The 22,187-nt window shown below is 72.6% G+C and carries 16 protein-coding genes; 11 read left to right on the forward strand and 5 right to left on the reverse strand.

Going from position 1 to position 22,187, the window contains the following annotated elements; genetic code table 11:
- Positions 1 to 115 precede the first annotated feature (115 nt).
- Positions 116 to 706 (forward strand): cysteine hydrolase family protein, encoded by a 591-nt coding sequence (locus ACIGEZ_RS25110; protein ID WP_399834731.1) that lies wholly within the window; start codon positions 116 to 118, stop codon positions 704 to 706.
- 115 nt (positions 707 to 821) lie between these two features.
- On the opposite strand, the gene ACIGEZ_RS25115 is transcribed toward ACIGEZ_RS25110, so the two are convergent.
- On the reverse strand, positions 822 to 2,003 hold the full coding sequence (locus ACIGEZ_RS25115) for an alpha/beta hydrolase family protein (protein ID WP_399834733.1): 1,182 nt from the start codon (positions 2,001 to 2,003) through the stop codon (positions 822 to 824).
- Between the two features lie 131 nt (positions 2,004 to 2,134).
- Between ACIGEZ_RS25115 and ACIGEZ_RS25120 the strand changes: the two genes are divergently transcribed.
- The 3 genes from ACIGEZ_RS25120 (at position 2,135) to ACIGEZ_RS25130 (ending at position 4,883) form a co-directional block, all read left to right on the forward strand.
- Positions 2,135 to 2,875: a hypothetical protein gene (locus ACIGEZ_RS25120; protein ID WP_399834735.1), complete on the forward strand. Its 741-nt coding sequence runs from the start codon at positions 2,135 to 2,137 to the stop codon at positions 2,873 to 2,875.
- A gap of 85 nt (positions 2,876 to 2,960) precedes the next feature.
- Positions 2,961 to 4,364 (forward strand): hypothetical protein, encoded by a 1,404-nt coding sequence (locus tag ACIGEZ_RS25125; protein WP_399834737.1) that lies wholly within the window; start codon positions 2,961 to 2,963, stop codon positions 4,362 to 4,364.
- A gap of 117 nt (positions 4,365 to 4,481) precedes the next feature.
- The gene (locus tag ACIGEZ_RS25130; RefSeq protein WP_399834739.1) at positions 4,482 to 4,883 is read left to right on the forward strand and encodes a nuclear transport factor 2 family protein; all 402 of its coding nucleotides are present in this window, start codon (positions 4,482 to 4,484) and stop codon (positions 4,881 to 4,883) included.
- 19 nt (positions 4,884 to 4,902) lie between these two features.
- Here ACIGEZ_RS25130 and ACIGEZ_RS25135 read toward each other — a convergent pair whose 3' ends face one another.
- The gene (locus ACIGEZ_RS25135; protein WP_399834741.1) at positions 4,903 to 5,598 is read right to left on the reverse strand and encodes a type 1 glutamine amidotransferase domain-containing protein; all 696 of its coding nucleotides are present in this window, start codon (positions 5,596 to 5,598) and stop codon (positions 4,903 to 4,905) included.
- 164 nt (positions 5,599 to 5,762) lie between these two features.
- Between ACIGEZ_RS25135 and ACIGEZ_RS25140 the strand changes: the two genes are divergently transcribed.
- The 3 genes from ACIGEZ_RS25140 (at position 5,763) to ACIGEZ_RS25150 (ending at position 8,484) form a co-directional block, all read left to right on the forward strand.
- Positions 5,763 to 6,689 (forward strand): LysR family transcriptional regulator, encoded by a 927-nt coding sequence (locus tag ACIGEZ_RS25140; RefSeq protein ID WP_399834743.1) that lies wholly within the window; start codon positions 5,763 to 5,765, stop codon positions 6,687 to 6,689.
- A 171-nt stretch (positions 6,690 to 6,860) separates the two neighbouring features.
- Positions 6,861 to 7,112 carry an EF-hand domain-containing protein gene (locus ACIGEZ_RS25145; protein WP_399834745.1) on the forward strand — a complete coding sequence of 84 codons (252 nt, stop codon included), beginning with the start codon at positions 6,861 to 6,863 and terminating at the stop codon, positions 7,110 to 7,112.
- A 193-nt stretch (positions 7,113 to 7,305) separates the two neighbouring features.
- The gene (locus ACIGEZ_RS25150) at positions 7,306 to 8,484 is read left to right on the forward strand and encodes a low temperature requirement protein A (protein ID WP_399834747.1); all 1,179 of its coding nucleotides are present in this window, start codon (positions 7,306 to 7,308) and stop codon (positions 8,482 to 8,484) included.
- A 21-nt stretch (positions 8,485 to 8,505) separates the two neighbouring features.
- On the opposite strand, the gene ACIGEZ_RS25155 is transcribed toward ACIGEZ_RS25150, so the two are convergent.
- Both ACIGEZ_RS25155 and ACIGEZ_RS25160 read right to left on the reverse strand, forming a co-directional pair.
- On the reverse strand, positions 8,506 to 9,216 hold the full coding sequence (locus ACIGEZ_RS25155; RefSeq protein WP_399835262.1) for a pyridoxamine 5'-phosphate oxidase family protein: 711 nt from the start codon (positions 9,214 to 9,216) through the stop codon (positions 8,506 to 8,508).
- 92 nt (positions 9,217 to 9,308) lie between these two features.
- Positions 9,309 to 10,673 carry a globin domain-containing protein gene (locus tag ACIGEZ_RS25160; protein WP_399834749.1) on the reverse strand — a complete coding sequence of 455 codons (1,365 nt, stop codon included), beginning with the start codon at positions 10,671 to 10,673 and terminating at the stop codon, positions 9,309 to 9,311.
- A 468-nt stretch (positions 10,674 to 11,141) separates the two neighbouring features.
- On the opposite strand from ACIGEZ_RS25160, the gene ACIGEZ_RS25165 reads away from it, so the two are divergent.
- On the forward strand, positions 11,142 to 11,570 hold the full coding sequence (locus ACIGEZ_RS25165) for a hypothetical protein (RefSeq protein WP_399834751.1): 429 nt from the start codon (positions 11,142 to 11,144) through the stop codon (positions 11,568 to 11,570).
- A gap of 136 nt (positions 11,571 to 11,706) precedes the next feature.
- Here the strand turns inward: ACIGEZ_RS25165 and ACIGEZ_RS25170 are convergent, their stop codons facing one another.
- Positions 11,707 to 12,132: an ester cyclase gene (locus tag ACIGEZ_RS25170; protein ID WP_399834753.1), complete on the reverse strand. Its 426-nt coding sequence runs from the start codon at positions 12,130 to 12,132 to the stop codon at positions 11,707 to 11,709.
- A 184-nt stretch (positions 12,133 to 12,316) separates the two neighbouring features.
- Between ACIGEZ_RS25170 and ACIGEZ_RS25175 the strand changes: the two genes are divergently transcribed.
- The 3 genes from ACIGEZ_RS25175 to ACIGEZ_RS25185 all read left to right on the forward strand — a co-directional run bounded on the left by ACIGEZ_RS25175 (position 12,317) and on the right by ACIGEZ_RS25185 (position 22,112).
- Positions 12,317 to 13,795: a glutamate-cysteine ligase family protein gene (locus ACIGEZ_RS25175; protein ID WP_399834755.1), complete on the forward strand. Its 1,479-nt coding sequence runs from the start codon at positions 12,317 to 12,319 to the stop codon at positions 13,793 to 13,795.
- Between the two features lie 43 nt (positions 13,796 to 13,838).
- Positions 13,839 to 15,713, forward strand: coding sequence for a transketolase (locus tag ACIGEZ_RS25180; RefSeq protein WP_399834757.1), 1,875 nt, complete (start codon positions 13,839 to 13,841; stop codon positions 15,711 to 15,713).
- A 273-nt stretch (positions 15,714 to 15,986) separates the two neighbouring features.
- A complete protein-coding gene (locus ACIGEZ_RS25185) occupies positions 15,987 to 22,112 on the forward strand; it encodes a DNRLRE domain-containing protein (protein ID WP_399834759.1) in 6,126 nt (2,041 codons plus the stop codon).
- Positions 22,113 to 22,187 lie beyond the last annotated feature (75 nt).

A 22,187-nucleotide genomic window follows, 5' to 3' on the forward strand; every position in this document is an offset into this window, starting at 1 on the left:
CAACTCACATGACATTGCCGCCATCCGGGGCGGGTTCGTAGCGTGGGAGCACGGTCGACGGGCGCTCGCCCCGGCCTTCTTCCCACCCGCACCAGCATTCCGAGAGAGGGCGGCCATGCCGACCACGACCCTGCGCGAACTCAACGGCTTCGACCAGACCCCGGCCTCGCTCGCCGGCTCCACGCTGCTCCTGATCGACTACCAGAACACCTACACCCGCGGCGTGATGGAGCTGGACGGCTGGGAGGCCGCCCTCGACGCCGCAGCCGGGCTGCTCGCCCGGGCCCGGAGCGCGGGCGCGAAGGTCGTCCACGTCGTCAACGACGGCGGCGAGGGCACCCCGTACGACATCCGCGCCGAGATCGGAGAGATCCACCCGCGCGTGGCCCCGGTCGAGGGCGAGCCCGTCGTGGTCAAGACGGTGCCGGACGCCTTCGTCGGGACCGACCTGGCCGAGCGGCTCGACGCCGCCGGCAACAAGGACGTCATCGTCGTCGGGTTCATGACCCACATGTGCGTGGCCTTCACGGCCGCCAGTGCCTTCCTGCGCGGCGACCGCCCGACCGTCGTCGCCGACGCCTGCGCGACCCGCCCGCTGCGGACGGCCGTCGGCGAGGTGTCCGCCGCCGAGCTCCACCACGGCGCGCTCGCCACGATCGAGGACCTGTACGGGGTCGTCGTACCGACCGGCGCCGCCCTGAACTGATCCCCGTCCACGGGACGTACGACGGCCGGCGGCGGCTCCGGAGGGGAAGCCGCCGCCGGCCGTCAGCCGCGCACCGGGCTCAAGGCCTGGCCGGCGGCCGTTCCCACAGCCGGGCTCACGGCTGCTGGAACCGCACCTCAGGATGCGCGGCGCTCGGCCCCACGAGCAGCGGCTGCGGCCGGCCCTTCAGGTGCTGGTCGAAGAAGGCGCCGACGTACGCCCGCGTCACGGCCAGCGCCCGGCCGGCCGGGATGTCGCCCGCGGGCAGGCCGAAGTGACGCTGGATCACCGGCCCGTCCGAGAAGCTGAAGTGATCCGTCCCGGTCACCGTCAGCCAGCGCTTCCAGCCGCCGAGCCGCGGCCAGGTGGTGTTCCACGAGGCGTCCTCCCCGCCCGGCCGGTGCATGTCGTCGTCGGTGCCGAGCATGAGGAACGGCCGTCCGCCCAGACCACCGGCGGGGAGCTCGTCATGGAACGAGCCGTCCATGTTGACCCCGGCGTCGATCCGGCGGTCCGCGAGCATCGCCGTCGCCGCGCTCGCGCCGCCGATCGAGTGGCCGGCCATGCCGATCCGCTTGCGGTCGATGCTCGCCGCGTACTTCCAGGCGGGCTTCGGGCCGGTCAGCCGGTCGAGCAGGAAGCGCACGTCCGCGGTGCGCGCGGCGGTGACGTCGTTGCCGTGCACCCGGCCCTCCTCCAGGGCGGTGCACGCCACACACGTGAGGATCCGCCCGTCCGGCACGGCGGTTCCCGAGGACTCGTAGGCGTGGTCGACGGACGCGACGACATAGCCGCGCGAGGCGAGGTCCACGGCGAGGTTCGTGAGGGTGAAGCGCGGCACCCCGAAGCCGGGCGAGAGCAGCACCAGGGGATGCCGGCCCGGCGCGGGCCGCGCGTCCGTCCTGCTGTAGGTACCCATGCCGGCCAGCGCGCTCACGGACGCCGGGTCCTCGACCTTCACGCCCTTCAGGAGCAGACGTGACTCCGCCTCGGTGGCGTACGGAGCCGGCTTGCCGTCCGCGCCGCGCGCCGACGGGTAGTGCAGGGTCACCATGAGTTCCCGGCCGTCGGCCTCGGGCACCCAGGGGTCCTTGCGGGACCGGTCGACCAGATGGAGGGCGGAGGTCCCCACCCCGTACTTCCCGGTGGGCGCGGGAAGTTCGAGCGGGACGGTGGTGGCCGCCGCGACGGACCGGGGCGGGGCGGGGGTCGCCGCGGCGGCGGGGAGGGCCGTGGCGGGTAAGGCGACGGCGCAGGCGAGGAGAGCGGCCGTGGCCGCTCGTGTCAGTTTGACCATGAAGATGACGCTACGGCGGCCGGCATGGCCGGCACGTCAGCCCTCGGTCGTACGCACGTCGCGGGGCGTACGCCTGTAGTCGGACCCTTCCACGTACGCTCACCCCGGCGCGCCGTGACGAGGAGGACCCGATGAACGCCCATGACGAAGCACCGCCGGAGCTGGACCCGGCCAGCGTCCTCAATGCGAAGCGGACGCTCGTCCAGCTGCTCGCCCGGGCGGGCGTCTACTCCGGTGACGCGGAGGAGCTGATCGGGCTCGTGGAGGCCGGCGCCCTCGCCGTCGCGCACGAGGAGACGGCCGGGATCGGTCAGGAGGCGCCGCGGGAGAAGGGCGAACTCTACGTGTCGGGCTGGCTGGACGGCACCCAGGCGGCCGGCGCCGCCCTCGCCGGGCTCGCCGAGCGCGCGCTGCGGGACGCCGTCGCCGGCGGCCGGCCCGGCGCCTCCGCCGACGACCGGCCGCCCGTCGGCAGGATGGAGCTGGAGCGGGCCAAGGTCGCCGTCATCCCGCTCTACCTCTCGTTCACGGCCGAGTCCGACCTCGACCCCGAGGCCACCGACCAGGTGCTCAACGCGGTGCTGCGCACCATGAGCTCGCGGCAGCGAGCCGGGTACCCCGGGCTCCTGACGCAGTTCTCCACCACCCACCGCGCCCACCTGGAGCGCCTTTACGCGGAGTACGGGCCGGGCAGCGCCATCGCCATCCACGGCCGTTACTCCCTCGTCCACTCCCCCACCAGCGTGGCCGTCCTGGAGCGGCTCGCCACGGACCCCGCGCCCCTGCGCGAGGAGTGGGACGCCGCCGAACTGCCGCCGGCGTGGCTGGACGGGCTGACGACCGCCTGGGACCGGTCGGCGGACGCCCGGTAGCGGCGGGCGGTGAGCCGCCGTCACTGACTGTTCGTCATGTTGCTAACGTCAGGGCTATTTGATCACTGACGCAAGGGAATCAGAGATGCGAGCAGCGAAGGCGACGGCCCTGGCCGTGCTGACGGCCGCGACGCTGGCCGGCTGCAGCAGTACGCCGGACGCGGACGCCAAGAACGACCCCGCCGCGGCCGCGACCGGCGACAAGGCGCTCGCCACGGTGGCCGTGCCTCCGGCGTACGACGCCACCAAGGGCTGGGACGAGACGCTGCCCTGGGTGCCGGGCGACGTGGACGAGCCGCCCGTGGCCGTACTGCCGGGCGGCGACGCCGTCGCGATGCTGAACGTGGACGCGGGCGGGTTCCTCGTGCAGTCCAGGGCCGCCGACAGCGGCAAGGTCCGGTGGGCCTCGGCCGCCTGGCGACCCCCGATGCCGATGGACGGCGCGAAGCAGGAGGGGGAGATCCCCGACGTGCTCGGCCTCGAGCAGGACGGCCGCAGGTTCGTCGTCGTCTCCGCGCACGGGATGGCGGGCAAGGACGAGCTGCACGACGGCACCGAGGTGGTGCGTCTCGCGGTGTACGCCGCCGAGGGCGACGGCACCGGTCGCAAGCCGCTGCGGGAGATCGACGTGCCGGTGTCCACGGACCCGGGTGACTGGCGGGTGAGCGCCGACGGCGGCCGGCTGCTCGTCGGGTTCGGCGAGGACGGCGACTACCCGCTGCGGTCGGCCGCCGTGGACGTGGTCACGGGCAAGGTGACGCCGTACGACGACGCCGCCGGGCTCCTCCGGCAGTGCGACGGCAGGCCCCTGGAGTGCGGCTGGGACCGCGTGGTCGCGGCCGGCGCCAAGGGCCCGCTGGTCGGGCTCGGCCACGGGTTCGGCGTCCCGGGCGTCTGGTTCAGCGACGGCGTCCGGCCCGAGGGCGTGGCGGCGAAGACCCCCTTCGGCTTCGGCGACAGCTGGAACGGCGACGTGTACGGCGTGGCCGGCGGCCGCTTCCTCGCGCAGTGGCACCGTACCGGCAAGGACGGTTCGAGCGAGCCGACGGCGTGGTCGGTGCACGAGGTCGGCTCGGGCGCCCTGCTGGCCCGGATGGACTGCGCCTACGACGACTTCCCGACGGTCACCTCCCAGGGCGACTCCCGCAACCACCCGGTCGTCACCTCGCCCTCGGGCCGCTTCCTCGCGGCCGGTCCGGTCGCCTTCGACCTGCAGCGCAAGCAGGGCGTCTGCCTCCAGGGCGACGGCAACCGCAAGACGATCACGGTGGGTGCCATCGCCGACGACGGCACCGCGTACGGGAAGGTCGGCGACGACGCGTCCGGGGCGCTCGTGGTGCGGCTCGACCTGACCACCGCGACGGGCGAGGCCAAGGTGCTCGGCGCCGGGGTGGAGATCCCGCAGCACACCGCGGTCGGCGGTTCGGGCCTGTTCGTCGCGCGCGACCAGGACGACAACGTACGGGTCTCGGTGCGGGCGGGCCGCTGAGCCCAGGGGATCCCCGGGGGGCAGGGAAGGGGTGGCCGGCCTGGACAGCCACCCTCCCCTCCCCCTACCCTCCAACGCACCTATTCAACTTATTGAATAAGCGATCGTGAGGGACCCATGCATCCGTTCCGCACCGCCGTCGAGAACCGCGACGAGGCCGCCATCGAGGCCCTGCTCGCCGACGACGTCGTCTTCACCAGCCCCGTCGCCTTCAAGCCGTACCCCGGCAAGGCGATCACCGCCGCGATCCTGCGCGGAGTGATGCGCGTCTTCGAGGACTTCACCTACGTCCGCGAGATCGCGGACCCCGACGGCCGCGACCACGCCCTCGTCTTCACCGCGACGGTCGCCGGCCGGCAGATCCAGGGCTGCGACTTCCTCCACTTCGACGAGGACGGGCGGATCGACGACTTCACCGTCATGGTCCGCCCGCTCTCCGCCGCACAGGCCCTCTCCGAGGCGATGGGCGCCCAGTTCGACCGGATCGCCCGCGAGGCCGGCGAGGCGGCCGGGGCCTGACCGGCGCCGACGTCCTCGCTCAGGCCAGCTTCTTCAGGACCTCGGTCGCCAGCGCGGCGGAGGAGGACGGGTTCTGACCCGTGATCAGGTTGCCGTCGACGACCACGTGCGGGGCCCACGGCTCGCCCGCGTCGATGGTCACGCCCGCCTCGGCGAGCCGGGACTCGAGCAGCCACTTCGCCCGGTCGGCCAGGCCGGCCTGGATCTCCTCCGCGTCGGTGAAGGGGCTGACCTTGCGGCCGGCGAAGGCGTTGGTGCCGTCCTCCTTCACCGCGGCCAGGAGCGCCGCCGAGCCGTGGCAGACGACGGCGAGCGGCCGGCCGGAGTCGAGGGCGTCGATCAGCAGCCGCCCGGAGGCCGCGTCGGCGGACAGGTCCTCCATGGGGCCATGGCCGCCGGGGTAGAAGACGGCGTCGTAGTCGTCGAGCCGCACGTCCTCCAGGCTGATCGGGTTCTTGATCTCGTCGACGGCGGCGAGGGCGGCGGCGACCTGGTCGGCGCCCTCCTGCCCGCCGTTGAACTCGGGTGCGAGGCTGCCCCGGTCCACGGTCGGTACGACGCCGCCGGGGGTGGCGACGGTGATCTCGTGGCCCGCGGCCTTGAACGCCGCGTACGGCGTGACGGCCTCCTCGGCCCAGAAGCCGGTGGGGTGCTTGGTGCCGTCGGCGAGGGTCCAGTGGTCGGCGCCGGTCATCACGAAAAGGATCTTCGACATGGGTTTCTCCAAAAGGGACGGGCCCAGGGCGGACGCGCGCCGGGGCGTGCACCGCGGACGCGGATCGCCGGTGCGGTGACGTCCTCGACCGTAGGGCCGCGAACCCATGGGAATCCAATAGGCTCGGGCATATGGCCGATAGGAAATCCGATGGACAGCCGGGAATGCCCGCGGGGCCCGTGCACGGGCCGGGACTGCCCGACCTGAACCTGCTGCGGACCTTCCTCGCGGTCTACCGGGCCGGTGCCTTCACCGCGGGCGCCCGCATGCTCGGCCTCTCCCAGCCGACCGTCACCACGCAGATCCGCGCCCTGGAGGGCCAGCTGGGCCGGGAGCTGTTCGAACGGCTGCCGCGCGGCGTCGCCCCGACCCCGTTCGCGGACGAGCTGGCGGCTCGTGTCATGGCGCCGCTGGACGCGCTCGGCGCCGTCGGCGGACCGGGCGGGCTGCTCGGCGAGGGCGACGTGGACCCCGTCCATCTGGCGGGCCCGGCCGAGTACCTCTCGCACAGCGTGCTGCCGACCCTGGCGCCGCTGATCGAGAAGGGCGTACGGCTGCGCGTCGGCTTCGGCCTCACCGACGACCTGCTCGACGCGCTGCGCGCCGGGCGGCACGACCTGGTGGTGTCCACCCTGCGCCCCCGCGGCCGGTCACTGGCCTCGGTCCCGCTGGCCGACGAGGAGTTCGTGCTGGTCGCCGCGCCCGTGTGGGCCGAGCGGATCGGCTCCCGGATCGCCGCCGAGGGGCCCGCGGCACTTCAGGGCTTGCCCCTCGTCTCGTACGCCGAGGACCTGCCGATCCTCCGCCGCTACTGGCGGCACGTCTTCGGCCGCCGCCTCACCGCCGACCCCGCCGTCACGGTGCCCGACCTGCGGGCCGTGCGGGCCGCCGTGACCGGCGGCGCGGGCTTCAGCGTCCTGCCGCGCTACCTGTGCACGGCCGAGCTGGCCTCCGGCGCCCTGGTCCTGCTGCACCGGCCGGACGACGCCCCGATCAACACCGCCTTCCTGGTCCAGCGCCCCGGCTCCTCCGCCAACCCGCACGTCACCCTCGTACGCGACCACCTGATCAGGAGCGCGCGAGAGGAGTGACCGTACGAGCACCGTTCGGACGGAGAGACCATGGGACCGGCGCCGTCGAGGGTCGGAGAGAACCCGCTGAGGGCCGGAGACGACGAGGCAACCCGCCGGGCGGACCCGACGTCCTTACGATGAGGACGACGGCCGACACGACGCCCACGGCCACAGGGGACAGGACACGCGATGAGCGACAAGGCCCGGATACTCTTCGACGCGCTCGATCTCGACCAGGACGGCACCCTGACGCGCGCCGAGGTCATCAGTGCCCTCCGTGCCAAGGGCCCGACCCTCGCCGCGCAGGGAGTGATCCCCTTCTGGGGCGTGGGCGGCGACGACGACTCCTCGGCCCTGTTCGACGAGGCCGACGTGAACGGCGACCGCGTGCTGACCTTCGAGGAGTTCGCCGCCCTGGTCGACCGCCGCTTCGGCTGGTGACACCCGCGTGACCGGGCGGACAGGACCCGGGGCCTGTCCTGGCGCCGGGCCCCCCCGTCGAGCACCGGGCGGTCCCGCGGGGCGCGTTCGGCGGCGAAGGGGCCGGAATCGTGATCTGATGCAGCGGGTCTGATGCGGCAAGTCGTCACCTCAGGCCGTGCCGCAGCCGAAACCCGCCCTCCCGGATGGCCCGATGAGCACTCCGCACCCGACGGCTCCGTCGCCCGAGTCCGCGCCCTCGCCCGCGCCCCGGCACGCCGGCTGGCTGGAGCTCTTCTTCGACCTGGTGTTCGTCGCCTTCGTCGCCCAGCTCTCGCACGGCCTGCACGGCGACCCGGGCTGGCACGAGTTCGGCGTCTTCTTCGCCCTCTACTTCCCTCCCTGGTGGATGTGGGCCAACCTCACGGTCTCCGCCAACCTCTTCGAGGACGACCGCGCCCGCCGCCGCGTCGCCATGCTGGCCGCCATGCTGTGCCTGGCGGTGATGGCCGCCGCGGTGCCGGAGGCCGACGGCGACCGGGGACCCGCCTACGCCCTCGGCTACGCGGGCACCCGACTCGTCCTGCTGGCCCTGTGGTGGCCCGCCACCCGCCTTCCCGCGCCCGACACGATCCCCCGCTGGCGGCCGCTGACGTACTGCCTGCTCTCCGGGCTGCTGTGGGCCGGCTCGGCCGCCGTACCCGCGCCCTGGCGCTACCCGGTCTGGGCCGCCCTGCTGCTCGCGGAGATGGTCCTGCTGCTCGCCTCTCGCGGCCAGGGCGTCCCGGGGCGGTTGCACACCGGGCACCTGGTCGAACGGGTCGGCCTCTTCGTGATCATCGTGCTCGGCGAGTCCGTGCTCGGCCTCATCACCTCCACCGACCAGACCTGGACGGCGGCGGCCGGTGTGGTGGCGGTGCTCGGGTTCGTCCTGCTGGCCGCGCTCTGGTGGTCGTACTTCGACTTCGCGTCGACCGCGGCGGAGCGGGTCATCGGGAGCGCGAACAGGCGCGACGCCTATCTCCTCGCCCGTGACGTGGGCGGCTTCCTGCACTTCTTCGTCACCGCCGCCGTCATCTCCATGGCCGCGGGACTGGCCACCGCCGTGGAGGAGTCCGGCCACGACCACCTGGCCCGCGGGGCGGTCTGGGCGCTCGCCGGGGGCCTGGCCCTCTACCACGCGGCGCACGCCCTGATCGCCCTGAGATTCGGCCGGCCCCTGCGACACGTCGCCGTCTGGGCGGTCCCCGGCATCGGCATCCCGCTCCTCGTCGTCCTCGGCGCCGACGCCCTCGCGCCCTGGCTGGTGGTCCTGCTGCTCGCCGCCGAGGCGATCGGCCATCTGCTGTTCGCGAAGGCCCTGGTCCGCCGGCAGGCGGCCGCGGCCACGTAGACCCGGCCGACCACCCTCACGTCATCCGACGGGCGTCCGCCTGCTGAACCACCCACTGAACCGCCGTGCCCCCGCGTCGCCCGCGCGCCGTTCCGCCCGCTCCAGGGCCTTCTCGGCCTCCGCCCGCCAGGTCGCCGCGTCCGCGCGGGGTGGCGGCAGGAACGGGCCGCGCCCGGGTGCCTCGGCCGCGGCCTCGAAGAAGTCGCCGCCCTTGCGCTTGAAGTCGTCCGTGCCCCAGGGACGTCCCGCGCCGTGCCGGGGGACCTTCTGGAGGTGCGGGATGTGCTTCGCGCAGTGGATGTACGCCTCGTCGACGTCGACCTCCACCCACACCAGGGCCCGCCGGCCGGGCACCGGGTCGACCGCGAGCCCGGAGTGGGCGCGGCGCATCTCGTCGTCGGCCACGATCCGGGCCGAGCCGTTGACATGGAGGCCGATGCGGTCCCGGAGGAAGTCGACCATGAGGATGCCGACGTGCGGGTTCTCCTCGATGTTGCCGAGGCTGGCGTGGACGCCGTTGCCCCGGTACTCGGGGTAGGCGAGCGTCCGCTCGTCCAGGACGTGGAGGAAGCCGGGCGGTCCTGCGCGGAAGGTGTTGTCGCACTCGCCGTGCCGGTCGGCGGTGGCGAGGAAGAACATCTCCTGTCGTGCCACGAACTCCCGCATCAGCGGGTTCAGCCGGTCGAGGACCTGGTCGGCGTAGAAGCGGTCGGCGCGCTCCGTGGTGCCCATGCGTTGCTGGACGTCGTGTTCGCCGTCGCTGCCGGGGCGGTGGGTGCGCAGCGGGGTCGCCTGCCGCTGTCCGGCTGCCTGTTCGAAAGTGCTCACGTCGTTGCCCCGACCAGTTCCTCGATGGAGTCGTGCCGTATGCGGTGGGTGGGGACGCCCATGCCCACCAGGGAGTCGACGCTGCGGCGGATCATGCCGGGCGGGCCCGACAGGTAGGCGTCGTAGGTGTGCCAGGGGCCGAACTCGCGTACCGCCTCGGGCAGGCCGCCGGACAGCAGGCCGACGGGGCCGTCGTCCACGACCGGGCGGACGGAGAGCCAGGGGTGGGACTGCTGGAGCCGCAGCATGGTGTGGATGTCGTACAGGTCGTCGTTGCGGCGGGCTCCGTAGAACACGTCGACGGTGCGCCGCCTGCCGTGCTGGGCGACGTCCTCGACCAGGGCCTTGATGGGCGCGATGCCGGTGCCGCCGCCGAGACAGAGCAGGCCGTTGTCGCGGCTGTGGTCCACGGTCATGGAGCCGCTGGGGGGACCGAGCCGGATGACGTCCCCGGGGCGGGCGCGGTGGACGAGCGCGTTGGAGACCCAGCCCGCGGGGACGGCCTTGACGTGGAAGGAGAGCAGTCCGTCGGAGCGTGGCGCGGAGGCGAAGGAGTAGTGCCGCCAGACCCGCGGCCACCAGGGGGTCTCCAGGGTGGTGTACTGCCCGGCGAGGAAGGGGTAGGGCTGGTCGGGCCGGACCGTGACGACCGCGATGTCCTTCGTCCGCATGTCGTGGGCGACCACCTCCGCCTGCCACCAGGCGGGCGCGCGCAGCTCGTCCTCGGTCGCCGCGTCGATCATGATCTGGGATATCAGGGTGTACGCGCCGACCCAGGCGGCCTCGGTCCTCGGCCCCCAGACCGACGGGGCGTAGCGGGTGAGCGCGCCGATCAGGGCCTCGCCGACGGCCGGGTAGTGCTCGGGGAGGGTGCCGTACTTCCGGTGGCCGCGGCCGAGGTGTCTGAGGTACGTGGTCAGGGTCTCGGCGTCGTCCGCGTGGGTGGCGGCCGTGAGCAGCGCCTTGAACAGGCGGTCGCGCTGGGAGTCCATGGCCGCGGGGAAGAGCGCGCGCAGGTCGGGGTGGCGGAGGAAGAGCAGCGCGTAGAAGTACGAGGTGACCTTGTCGGCGATCGGCTCGATCTCGGCCATGGTGCGGCGCAGGAGCGCGGCGTCGGAGGTTTCCTCGGGAGCCTCCGGAGCCGGCCGCTCTCCTCTGGGGCCTACCGGTGGGGGGCCCGGCCGCCTGGGAGTCGCCTCCCTGGGGCTTTCCCGCCAGGGGCCCGCCTCCCTGGGAGCCGCCTCCCTGGGAGTCGCCTCCCCGGGGCTCGCCACGTCGGGGCTCGGCCCGAACCAGCCTCCGGCCCCACCTCCACCACCAGGTCTGCTCCCGCCGGCCGACGGGGTCGTCGGAACTTCCATCGGTCTGCCTCGCCTCGAACGTCTTCGGTCGGTCCTCGCACGCGGGGTCCGAGTGTGCCCCGTTTTCCCTCTCTCCAGCGGAATTCCCGCAGATTCCCTCACCCGTACGAGTGAATGCGCCCGACCATACCTGTCGTACACAACTCCCGGGTGGCCGCTGCCTCCACGCCCGAGCGGAGCACGAATGTGCTGGTCAAGGAGGGTTACTGATGAGTTGGAACGCGGCGGCGGCAGGATCTCCACCGGATCCGCGAGGGATTCGCCGACGGAAAACTCACGAGGTGATCAGATTTCCTCCACATGTCAGCCGAAGCGGCCCTCCACGTGGTCGGCGGTACGGGGTGCGGGAGACGCCATGGCCCCCTGGCCCGATCGGACCCCTGCGCGCGGACGCGGCGGCGCCCTGCGCGGCCCCGTTTGCCAGACTGCCTCGATGCCTCCGAAACGCGACCCCGAGGAGCCCGGCCGATGAGCGAAACGCTGTTCGTGCGCTACCAGGGGACGGTACGCAGCCCACGGGCCCACTTCCCGGGCGTCTTCGCCCTGGCCAACGGACTGGCCCGGGAAGGGCGGCTCAGCGAGGAGGAGTTCCGGTTCTGGCGGGCCGCCAACGACTGGTACGACGCCGCGTACCCCGATCCGTCCGCCACCGATCCGACCGTCTACGACCACGACCTGCACCCCGGCGCCGTCGCCTGGTTCAAGGCGACGGCCGCCCATCTCCTCGACCGGGTGACCGGCTACCTGGATCTCCTGGCCGCGCACGGGGTGGCGTGCGAGCGGATCGAGTCGGTGGACCCGGGGCGGATCGTGTACGAGGACGAGGTGCAGGTCGTGGTGGTGCCGCACCGGATTCCGGACACGGGCCGCCGGCCGGCGGCGGGGCCGCCGCGGTGAGCTGGTAGGCGCGCACATGGAGCAGGAGGTGGGGCCGATGTCCGGGTGCGCGCGTCATCCTGCCCCGAGTGCGGTCGTCAGTAGAGGGTGCTGACAGTCGTCCCCCTGTCCGCCGTGCGGTGCCGGCCGTCGGAGATCAGGCCTCCGGGAGCAGGCCCAGCTGGTCCAGGAACTCCATCTGGTCGAAGTACAGCCGGTAGCTCTCGATCCGGCCGTCCTTGACCGTCGCGAGGTCGACCCCCCGGATGTTGACGGTCTTGCCCGTGGGCGGCAGGGTCTCGCCGGTGGGGAGCGGGATCGGCCCCGTGTTCACGCCGCTGTAGATGCCCTCGTCGATCGCGGTGTCGCCGATCTCGTACTGATGAAGGGGCGTGAACGTGGCATCCGGTATCGGTTCGGCCAGCGAGCGCCAGTACTCGACGATCGCGTCGCGCCCCCGTATCTCCCCCTCGTCCGGGGTGAGGGCGACGGCGTCCTCGGCGAACAGCTCGGCGATCGCGTCGAGATCCGGCTTCGTCACCGCCTCGGTGAGACGGTCCATGACCGTGCGTGCCTCTCCCATGATCCACCTCCGTGGCTCGGATCCGGGTGGCGTCCAGGACTGATGTGTCCCGTTCCCCTGATTTTCTCATCGATGCCGGCGCACCGGTCGGGTGAGCGCCCGGCCGTCGGCCACGGTGGTTGGGTCGGCCTCGAAGTGGGACGCTGAAGGGGCAGGTCCGTGCCGATGAGCTCGGGAGGGCCGAATGGGACGCGACGTCCCGGCGCTGGTGTTCACCCGTGACGACCGTCGCCGGTTCCGGAACAAGATGCACACGTGCCTCGACGTGTTCGCCCAGATGCTGCGGGAGTCGCGCTTCGACTTCGAGCGGCCCCAGGTCGGCATCGAGATCGAGCTGAACCTCGTGGACGCCGACGCCGAGCCCGCCATGCGCAGTGCGGACGTCCTGGAGGCGATCGCGGATCCCTCCTGGTCCAGCGAGCTGGGCCGGTTCAATCTGGAGATCAACATCGCGCCGCGGGAGCTCACCGCGGGCGGCCGTGGCTCCTGGGAACAGGAGATACGGGGCGCGCTCGACCACGCCGAGGAGCAGGCCGCGGCGGTCGGCGCGCACCTGATCATGATCGGGATCCTGCCGACCCTCGAACTGAAGGACGTGGGGCCCGAGTCGCTGTCCGAGAACCCGCGCTACCACCTGCTGAACGAGCAGATCTTCTCCGCGCGGGGCGAGGACCTGCTCATCGCGGTCGACGGCGTGGAGAAGCTGCGCACCTACACGGAGACGATCACGCCGGAGGCGGCCTGCACCAGCACCCAGTTCCACCTGCAGGTCTCGCCGGACGAGTTCGCCGACTACTGGAACGCCGCGCAGGCCGTCGCGGGGGTGCAGGTGGCCCTGGCGGCGAACTCCCCGTTCCTGTTCGGCAAGGAGCTGTGGCGCGAGACCCGTATCCCGCTCTTCGAGCAGGCCACCGACACCCGCCCGGACGAGATCAAGGTGCAGGGGGTACGCCCCCGGGTGTGGTTCGGCGAGCGGTGGATCACCAGCGTCTTCGACCTCTTCGAGGAGAACGCCCGGTACTTCCCGGCGCTGCTGCCGCTCTGCGACGACGAGGACCCGCAGGAGATCCTCGCCGGCGGCGGGATCCCCGGCCTCGCCGAACTCACCCTGCACAACGGGACGGTCTACCGCTGGAACCGCCCCGTCTACGCCGTGGTCGACGGCGTACCGCACCTGCGGGTGGAGAACCGCGTGCTGCCCGCCGGCCCCACGGTGGCCGACGTGCTGTCGAACGGCGCCTTCTACTACGGGCTCGTCCGCGCCCTGGTCGACGAGGACCGGCCCGTCTGGTCCCGCATGTCCTTCGCGGCCGCCGAGGACAACCTGCACGCCGCGGCCCGGCACGGCATCGACGCCCAGCTGTACTGGCCGGGCATGGGCGAGGTCCCGGCGACCGAGCTGGTGCTGCGCCGCCTGCTCCCGCTCGCGGACCGCGGCCTCGAACGGCTCGGCCTGGACGCGGCCTGGCGGGAGCCGTTGCTCGGGATCATCGAGCAGCGCTGCGTCAGCGGCCGCAACGGCGCCGTATGGCAGTCGGAGACCTTCCACCACATCCACGACATCGGCCATGTGGACCGGCACCAGGCACTGCGGCGGATGACCCGCCAGTACATCGACTTCATGCACATGAACGCCCCGGCGCACACCTGGCCGGTCGAGTAGAGACACCATGCCCCACCCCGCCCGCGGGGAAAGGACCTCCACCATGACCTCGGTACGAACCACCACGCTCGGCCCCGAGAGCGACCTCTCGCAGGTCTTCGAGCTCGCCCAGCAACTGCGGGTGGACTCCGTGCGCGCCAGCACGGCGGCGGGGTCCGGGCATCCCACCTCCAGCCTGTCGGCGGCCGACCTGATGGCGGTCCTGATGACCCGCCACCTGCGCTACGACTGGAACGCGCCCGACAACCCGGCCGGCGACCACCTGATCTTCTCCAAGGGACACGCCTCCCCGCTGCTGTACGCGATGTTCAAGGCCGCCGGCGTGATCGGCGACGACGAGCTGATGACGACGTACCGCCGCTTCGGGCACCGTCTGCAGGGCCACCCCACTCCGGTGCTGCCCTGGGTGGACCTGGCGACCGGGTCGCTCGGGCAGGGCATCGCCTACGGGGTCGGCATCGCGCTCGCGGGCCGGGACCTGGAGCAACGGCCGTTCCGGGTGTGGGTGCTGTGCGGCGACAGCGAGATGACCGAGGGCTCCGTGTGGGAGGCGCTCGACAAGGCCGGCCACCGCCGGCTGGCCAACTTCACCGCCCTGATCGACGTGAACCGCCTCGGCCAGAGCGGCCCCACCGAGCTGGAGTGGGACACCGGCGCGTACGCACGCCGCGTCGAGGCGTTCGGCTGCCGTGCCGTCGTCGTCGACGGCCACGACCTCGAAGCGATCGACCACGCCCTCACCGTCGCCTCCGACGGGCAGGGCCCCACCGTCGTCGTCGCCAGGACCGTCAAGGGCCGCGGCGCGTCGGAGGTCGCCGACAAGAACGGCTGGCACGGCAAGCCCCTCCCCCAGGACATGGCCGACCGCGCCGTCGCCGAGCTCGGCGGCCGCCGTGACCTGAGCGTACGAGGCCCCCTGCCGCCCGACGACTCGCCGCCCCCCGCCCGCCCGGCCGCCGGGCCCGTCGAGCTGCCGCGCTTCGAGGTGGGCGACGAGGTCGCCACCCGGGTCGCCTACGGCAAGGCGCTGGCCGCGCTCGGCGCTCGTCCCGAAGTCGTCGTCCTGGACGCCGAGGTCGGCAACTCCACCCATGCCGAGGACTTCGGGAAGGCCCACCCCGACCGCTACTTCCAGACGTACATCGCCGAGCAGCAGATGGTCGCCGAGGCCGTCGGCATGGCCGTCCGCGGCTTCCGCCCGTACGCCACCACCTTCGCCGCCTTCCTCACCCGCGCCCACGACTTCCTGCGCATGGCCGCCGTCTCCCGGATCACCCTGGCGGTGTGCGGCACCCACAGCGGTGTCGAGATCGGCGCCGACGGGCCCTCGCAGATGGGCGTCGAGGACCTCGCCATGATGCGGGCCCTCCTCGGCTCCACGGTGCTCTACCCCAGCGACGCCACCTCCACGGCGGCCCTGACGGCCGCGATGGCCGACCTCGACGGCATCGCCTACCTGCGCACCACCCGCGGCGCCTACCCCGTGCTCTACCGGAGCGGCGAGGCCTTCCCGGTGGGCGGGTCCAAGACCCTCCGCCACGGCGAGCGGGACCACGTCACCCTCATCGGCGTCGGCGTCACCCTCCACGAGTGCCTCAAGGCGGCGGACGACCTCGCCGCCGAGGGCATCCGGGCCCGGGTCGTCGACCTGTACTCGGTCAAGCCGGTCGACACGGACACCCTCACCCGCGCGGCCCGGGACACCGGCGCGCTCGTCGTCGTCGAGGACCACCACCCCGAGGGCGGGGTGGGCGAGGCCGTCCTGTCCGCGCTCGCCGCGGCCGGCAGCCGCCCGGCCTTCGCCCACCTCGCCGTCACCGTGCTGCCGGGCTCCGGTACCACGCGCGAACTCCTCGACCAGGCCGGCATCTCCCACCCGCACATCGCCGAGGCCGCCCGCCGTCTGATGAAGCACTAGTTGCGCCGATTGCGGCCGTAGAACGCGCTTTCCGGGCGAATAACTCGGCTTTTCCGAAACGCACTTGACCCCTGGTCACATCCCCCTTGGCCGAATCCGCCATTACCTCAAGAGAACCTCTGAAACCTATGAAGGTTTCCGGGCATCCGAGGCGTGGCGATCACCGGTTCGAAATCCTGTCCGCCGGAAGTCACAAGGCACGGACAAGATTTGGGAGGGATAGTGCCAAACGGACCCCAGCGGTCAGGAAAGCACAGATCGACCCATCAGCGCTTGCGCACGATCGCCGGCGTGGTCGCCGCGGTGCTCGCCGCCGAGACGGCGGTGATGGTCGCCACCACCGGCCAGGCCGTCGCCGTCGGCTCGCAGCAGCCCACCGTGCGCACCACGCCCGTGGAGGCCGCGCCCAAGGGCCCGGCCGAGGCCCAGGACGAGGCGTCCGCGCGGCTGATGGCGCGGCTGCAGAAGCGCAGGATCGAGGTCCTCTCGGCGCGCACCGAGACCTCGGCCACGTACGTGCTGCCCGACGGGCAGATGCAGACCGCCGTGTACGCGGCGCCGGTCCGGGTGCAGAAGGACGGCACCTGGCAGGACATCAACACCACCCTCGCGGACGCGGGCGCCGATCTGAAGCCCCGCACCGCGACGGCGGACGTCACCGTCTCGGACGGCGGTGACAAGAGGCTCGCCTCCGTCTCCCGCAGCGGCCGCAGCTTCGCGATGGGCTGGGAGAAGAACCTGCCCGCGCCGAAGCTCAGGGGCGACACCGCCGCGTACGACCTGGGCGGCGGCCAGACCCTGACGGTCACGGCGCTGCCGCAGGGCTTCTCGCAGAACGTCCTGCTCGCCAAGGCCCCGACACAGCCGGTGAGTTACCGCATGCCGGTGGAGGTCAAGGGACTCAAGCTCTCCAAGGCCGCCAGCGGGCGCCTGCTGCTCAAGGACGCCGCGGGCAAGCTGGTCGCCGAGGCCCCGGCACCGATGATGTGGGACTCCTCCAAGGACCCGCGCTCGGGCGAGTCCAAGCGGCTCGCCAAGGTCCCGGTCACGATCGAGACGGCGAAGGACGGCAGGCAGACCCTCGTCCTGACGCCGGACCCGAAGTACTTCACCAAGGACGTGACCTACCCGGTCACCGTCGACCCCACGTCGACGCTCGCGGCCTCCACCGACACCTGGGTGGCCACCAACTACCCGGACTCGCAGGTCTCCTCGGAGGAGCTCAAGTCCGGCACGTACGACGGCGGCACCACCAAGGCCCGCGCATACGTGAAGTTCGACGTGTCGGCCTTCAAGGGCAAGCGCATCAACGACACCAACCTGGCGCTCTACTCGTACTACGCGTCGTCCTGCTCGACCACCGGCTCAGGCACCCAGGTGCGGCGCATCACCGCCGACTGGAACTCGTCCACGGTCACCTGGGGCGCGCAGCCGGCGAGCACCGACACCGGTGCGGTGGTCAGCACCGCCGCCAAGGGCTACAGCTCCGCCTGCCCGGCGGGCACCGTCGACTTCGACATCGACGCGATCGTCCAGGCCTGGGCCGACGGCCAGCCCAACTACGGCCTGCAGATCAAGGGCACCAGCGAGACCGACTCGCTGACCTGGCGGCGCTACCGCTCGGCCAACTACGTGAGCGGCGACAACGCCCAGGAACCCCACCTGACGGTCACCTACGACTCGTTCCCGGGTACGGCCACGTCCTCCGCGATCTCGCCGTCCGCCGTCAACGCGTACAACGGCATCCGGTACGTGACCTCGCTGACCCCGACGCTGTCCGCCAAGGTCACCGACCCCGACGGCGCCACGGTCCGGGCGCAGTTCGAGATCACCCCCGACCCGGCGTACAACAACACGACGTACACCTACACGGGCACCAGCGCCGCCGTGGCCTCCGGGTCGACCGCGACGCTGACCATCCCCACGGCGAACGCGCTGCCGTCGGGCCCGAAGCTGCGCTACCGGGTGCGGGGCTACGACGGGACCTTCTACGGCCCGTGGAGCGCCTACCTGCCGTTCGGCGTGAACACGGCCAAGCCGGCCGCGCCGACGATCAGTTGTGAGACGTACGCCAAGGACACCTGGACCGCGCGCGCGACCGGCGCGGTGACCTGCACCCTGGACACGGCCGCCACGGACGGCCAGGGCTTCCTGTGGGGTGTCGACGACGCCAACCTGCCCAACCGGGTGGACGACACCGTCGACGGCACCGGCGGCGACGCGCTGACCATCCCGGTCAACCCCGAGGACGGCTGGCACACGCTGCGCGCCAAGACCGTCGACTCCGGCGGCAACCTCTCCGCCGACGTCACCACCTACGCCTTCGGCGTCGGCGCCGACGGCGCGGCCGTCATCGCCCCCGCCGACGGGGACGACACGGCGCGGCGCATCGCCCTGCAGGCCAAGGGCAAGGCCGAGTACACGGGCGTGACGTACGAGTACCGGCGCGGCGAGACCGACGCCTGGAAGACCGTGCCGACGGCCCAGGTCACCACCGCCACGGGCGGGGCCGTCAGCTGGCCCGCCACGGTCACCTCCGGCACCGCGCCTCCGCTGGTGTGGGACGCGGCCACCTCGCTGGCCGAGGACGGCGTCCTCGAACTGCGGGCCGTGTTCGACGCCGGCACGAGCGCCAGGTACCACTCGCAGATCGTCGAGGTCACCCTCGACCGGCAGGCGGGCAACGCGCCCAGCCTGGAGGTCGGTCCCGGCACGGTGAACGCCCAGACCGGCGACTTCACCTTCAGCGACAGCGACGCGGACGTCTTCGGGCTCTCCGTGGAGCGCTCGCACTCCTCGCGCCAGCCGGTCGCGCAGGAGGTCCAGGAGGGCCAGGCCGCGATCTTCGGCCCCAACTGGTCCTCCGGCGTGGGCGCCGAGGACGCGGGCACCGACTGGACGGTGCTGCGCAGGACCTCGGCCACCTCGGTCGAGATCCTCGACTCCTCCGGCGTCGCCACCGCGTTCACCGCGACCACCGGCGGCGGCTGGAAGGCCGAGTCGGGCTCCGAGGACCTCACCCTGACGGGCTCGCTGACCGGCACCTTCACCCTGAAGGACACCGGCGGCACCGTCAGCGTCTTCCGCAAGGTCGACGCGGCGGCGACGGCCTGGACGCTCGCCACCACCGCCCTGTCGGTCGACGACTCCACCACCACCGTGGTCTCGGAGAAGGTCACCGTGGGCACCACGGTGCAGTCCCGTCCCAAGTACCTGATCGGCGCCTCCCCCGCGGTCGACGCCGCCACCTGCCAGGCCACGCCCGCCACCAACGGCTGCCGGGTCCTGGAGTACGTGTACGCGTCCTCCACCACCGCGACGGCGAGCGCCTTCGGCAACTACGCCGGCCAGGTCGCCCAGCTCAAGCTGTGGGCCACCACGCCCGGTGCGGGCGCCGCCACGGCCGAGACCGTCGCCCAGTACGCGTACGACACCTCCGGTCGGCTGCGCGAGGTGTGGGACCCGCGCATCAGCCCCGCGCTGAAGACCGCGTACGGCTACGACGCCGCCGGCCGGCTCACCGCGCTCACCGACCCCGGCGAGCTGCCGTGGACGCTGACGTACGGCAAGGCGGGCACGGCCGTCACCGCGGGCGAGGGGATGCTCCTGTCCGCTTCGCGGCCGACGCTCACGCAGGGCAGTGCCACCCAGACCGACGGCGGCAAGGCGACCACCACGGTCGTCTACCAGGTGCCGGTGTCGGGCGCCGCGGCCCCGTACCAGATGAACGCGGCCGCGGTCGCCGTCTGGGGTCAGAACGACGCCCCGGTCGAGGCCACCGCCGTCTTCCCGGCGGACCAGGTCCCCGCCTCCAACGTCGGCACCTCGCTGAGCGCGGACGCGTACAAGCGGGCGACGATCGTGTACGCCGACGCCTCGGGCCGTGAGGTCAACACGGCCCTGCCCGGCGGCCACATCGACTCCGTCGACTACAACCAGTACGGCTCCGAGGAGCGCTCCCTGACCGCCGGCAACCGGGCGCTGGCGCTCGGCGCCACCGACGCGGCGAAGGCGCAGCTGACCCGGCTCGGCATCATCGACGCGACCGTCGCCGAGCGCGCGGAGCAGCTCTCCACCCGCACCGTGTACACGGTGGACGGGCGCCGCGAGACGGAGGAGTCGGGACCGCTGCACCTGGTGACCCTGGAGCGCGCCCTGACCGGGGGCACCGCCGAGGGGACGCTGCCCGCGGGCAGCGAGGTCCCGGCCCGTACCCACACCGTCAACACCTATGACGAGGGCCGTCCCGCCGACGCGGTGGTGCAGGACCTGGTGACCACCGCGGTCACCGGGGCCGCCGTGCAGGGCTACACCACCGACGCCGACCGCCGCACCACGGCCACCGGTTACGACTGGACCTCGGGCCAGCCGGTGCGCAGCGTCGTCGACCCGGGCGGTCTGGCGATCACCACCACCACGGCGTACGACGCCGCGGGCCGCAAGACCAGGGAGACCACGGGCCGTTCCCAGGGCACCGACGCACTGACCACCCTGACCGAGTACTGGACGGCGACCGGCACCGGTGCCTGCGCGGGCAAGCCCGCCTGGGCCGGTCTCGTGTGCCGCACCAGCCCGGCCGGCACGGTCACCGGCGGCGGCGCCCAGCCGGCCGAACTGGTCACCAAGACCTTCGGCTACGACCGCTGGGGCAACATCTCCACGGTCACCGAGACCGCCAACGGCACCACCCGCACCACCACGGTCACCACCGACACGGCGGGCCGGCAGACGAAGACCACCGTCACCGGCGGCGTGGGCACGGCGATACCCGAGGCCACGACGGTCTACCAGCAGCAGAACGGCGAGGTCGCCTCGCAGACCGCCGCCGGCGCCACCGTGGCGTACGGCTACGACGCCCTCGGCCGCCGGATCAGCACCACCGACGGCAGCGGCAACACCGTCACCACCGCGTACGACGCCCTGGACCGCCCGGTCCAGGTCTCCGACTCGGCGCCGTCCAGCACCACGTACGCCTACGACACGGCCGTGGAGCCGCGGGGCCTCGCCACCAAGGTGACCGACTCGGTCGCCGGCGCCTTCGGGGGCAGCTACGACGCGGACGGCGAGCTCGCCACCGAGTCCCTGCCCGGCGGCATCACGCTGACCGTGGACCGGGACCCGGCGGGCAACACCACGGCCCGCAGGTACGCGGCCGCCGACGGCACGGCCCTGCTGGCCGACACCACCGGCTACACCACGCACGCCCAGCAGGCCGGGCACAACCAGTCCGACGGCACCGCCACCTCCACCGCGTACGGCTACGACGCGGCGGGACGGCTCGTGACCGCGCAGGACACCGCGGACGCCCTGTGCACCCGCAGGACCTACGCGTTCGACGCCAACAGCAACCGCACCGGCCTGACCACGGCCGACTGCTCCGAGGGAGGAACCGGTTCCACCAGCGTCTCGCACACGTACGACAGCGCCGACCGGATCGTCGACAGCGGCTACGCCTACGACGCCTTCGGCCGCACCACCGCGACGCCGGCCGGTGCCCAGCTGACGTACTACGCCAACGACCTCGTCCGCAGCGAGACCGTCGGCGACAGCCGGCAGACCTGGAACCTCGACGCCACCGGCCGCCTGGCCGCGTGGACGGTGGAGGCCAGGGGCACGGACGGCACCTGGACGCAGACCGCGTCCAAGACCCACCACTACGGCACCGGGGACAACCCGACCTGGACCGCCGAGGACGCCCAGGGCACCATCACCCGCTACGTGGGCGGCCTCAGCGGCCGGCTGACCGCGACGACGGACAGGACCGGCGGACTCGTCCTGCAGCTGCTCAACCTGCACGGCGACGTGTCGGTGCAGCTCCCGGCGGACACCGCCCAGGCGCCCGTGGTGCTGCGCACCGACGAGTACGGCAACCGGACCGAGGGCACGACCGCCGCGCGGTACGGCTGGGTCGGCGGCCAGCAGCGCTCCTCGGAGACCCCGAGCGGCTCCACGCTGATGGGCGTCCGCCTCTACTCGCCGGCCACCGGCCGCTTCCTCCAGCCCGACCCGGTCCCGGGCGGCTCGCTCAGCGCCTACGCGTACCCGGGCGACCCGGTGAACTCGCAGGACCTGGACGGCCAGCGCTGGAAGAAGAAGAAGGTCTGGTACGTCAAGAAGAAGAAGGCCAAGAAGCTGGCCCGCGCCATCAAGGCGGGTGCGCGGCTCGTGTCGGCCTTCGGCCGGATCGGCCTGACCATGCCCGCCGTGTGGGCCAAGATCGCGGGCCTGGCCCTCGAGGCCATCGGCGGAGCGATGCGGTGGTTCGCCGCCGAGATCCAGATCAAGAACGCGATGCCGAGAAGCAAGGGCGTCAAGATCACGGTCGGGATCTGGCAGCACAAGGGCTTCTGGTCATGGGTGATGTACCCGAAGATCAAGGTCAACCGCTGGAAGAAGTAGCGCCCTGAGGGGAGGGGGCCGGCCGGCTCCCTCCCCTTGCTCTTTCGTGGCCCCTTCATCACCGTCGACGTCTTC

The organism is Streptomyces sp. NPDC085481 (genome assembly GCF_044541845.1).
GTDB lineage: Bacteria > Actinomycetota > Actinomycetes > Streptomycetales > Streptomycetaceae > Streptomyces.